The sequence below is a fragment of the Streptomyces sp. NPDC059003 genome (assembly GCF_042740445.1).
GTDB lineage: Bacteria > Actinomycetota > Actinomycetes > Streptomycetales > Streptomycetaceae > Streptomyces.
On the sequence record NZ_JBHYJH010000438.1, the window covers coordinates 1 to 1,346 of the forward strand.

Genomic DNA, 1,346 nt, shown 5'->3' on the forward strand with positions numbered 1-1,346 from the left:
ATCAGCCACACCGTGGCGCCTGCGCGGCGGCCGAGTTCGGCGAGGAGTTCGAGGGCGCTGTGGGGGAGGCGGTGGGCGCGGTCGATCACGACGTGGCGGGTCTGGTCGGCGGATATCTGGGCGGCGGCCTGGCGCCAGGCGTCGGGGCCGGGGGTGCGGTCGGCGAGCAGGCTGGTGGGGGTGCGGCCGGTCGCGGCGAGGATGTCGAGGGCGAGGTCGCTAGTGCGGCCGCCGGGGGTGGGCCGGACGATGAGCCGTCCGGGGCCGTCGATGGAGGCCAGACGGCGGGCCATGCGGTGGTCGTCGTCGCGGTTGCGGACGCACACAGCCGGGGCCCGGGCGCGCAGTCGCGGTTGGGCCGCCAGGCGGTAGCGGTGGTGGTGTCGTCAGGCGTATACGCCGCCGCCGAGGAGGGTGAGCGCGTTGTTGATGACCTCAGCGTCGATGCACTGGCGCCCTGCGTCGTGGCACAGGGCGGCGGCGGTGTGGGTGAAGACGGCCCAGGCGCGCATGGTGCCCTGCCCGTACAGCTCGTCGATGCTGTGCAGGAGTTCGTCGTCGGCTCCGGTGTAGATGGGGTGGTAGTCGCGGATCAGGGCGGGGACGTCGTCGGGCAGCAGGCGGAAGACGCGGGAGCGGAGCATCGGTTCGCGGGAGAGGACTTCCCAGCAGCCGTCGCCACCGACGTAGAGCAGGGCGAACTTCGTCTTCGGCTCGTCGTGCAGGTGACGCAGCAGTTCGATGCAGTCGCTGCTGAGACGCTGGGCCTCGTCCACGACGACCAGACGGCGGGGGTGGGCGAGCAGGTCCAGGAGCTTGTTGGTGATGTGGAAGCGGTTGCGGCTGGTGGCGGCGGTGGTGCCGGTCAGCGCGGCCAGGAGGTGGTCGGCGACCAGGCGCATGGTGGGGCGGGCGGTGAAGGCGAGCGTGGTGACGGCCGGGCCGCCGTGGCGGGCCTGGTCTTAGAGGGCGGCCTCGACGGCGTAGGTCTTGCCGGTGCCGGCAGGGCCGTGGATGACGCCGGTCGCCAGGTTGGTGATCAGGTCGTCCACGACGCGGTGGGCGAGCTGGAACGTTCCTGTCGGCAGGGGGGCGGCGCCGGTCAGGTCGGCGAAGTGCCGGGGCATTCAGCTCTCCTTCTTGGTGATCGGGGTGATGCCGAGCAGGGAGGTGGAGGAGCGGGCCTTCAGAGCGGCGTCCAGGGCCTGGCGGGAGGCGCCCCGGCCGGTCTTGGTGTTCACCAGCCGGGACTCGCGGCCGCCGGTGAATCGCCGGTCATCGGGGCGAGTTCAGCGGCGTTGGGAACGGCCACGGACCCGGATGACCGGGGTGTGCCCGCGTTTGGC

Annotated in this window: 3 protein-coding genes; all 3 read right to left on the minus strand. The window is 72.4% G+C overall.

What is annotated here, in order from left to right; translation table 11 throughout:
* The coding region (locus ACFWZ5_RS46425) for a hypothetical protein (RefSeq protein WP_384893348.1) at nt 1–293 on the minus strand (293 nt) is incomplete at its 3' end.
* A 93-nt stretch (nt 294–386) separates the two neighbouring features.
* Complete coding sequence (locus tag ACFWZ5_RS46430) at nt 387–902, minus strand: AAA family ATPase (RefSeq protein WP_384893350.1); 516 nt, start codon at nt 900–902, stop codon at nt 387–389.
* A gap of 60 nt (nt 903–962) precedes the next feature.
* The gene (locus ACFWZ5_RS46435) at nt 963–1,127 is read right to left on the minus strand and encodes a hypothetical protein (protein WP_384893353.1); all 165 of its coding nucleotides are present in this window, start codon (nt 1,125–1,127) and stop codon (nt 963–965) included.
* Between the last annotated feature and the right edge of the window lie 219 nt (nt 1,128–1,346).

Coding starts and splice junctions, on each gene's coding strand:
- ACFWZ5_RS46430 (WP_384893350.1), bottom strand. CDS start 902: ATGCGCCTGGTCGCCGACCACCTCCTGGCCGCGCTGACCGGCACCACC.
- ACFWZ5_RS46435 (WP_384893353.1), bottom strand. CDS start 1,127: ATGCCCCGGCACTTCGCCGACCTGACCGGCGCCGCCCCCCTGCCGACA.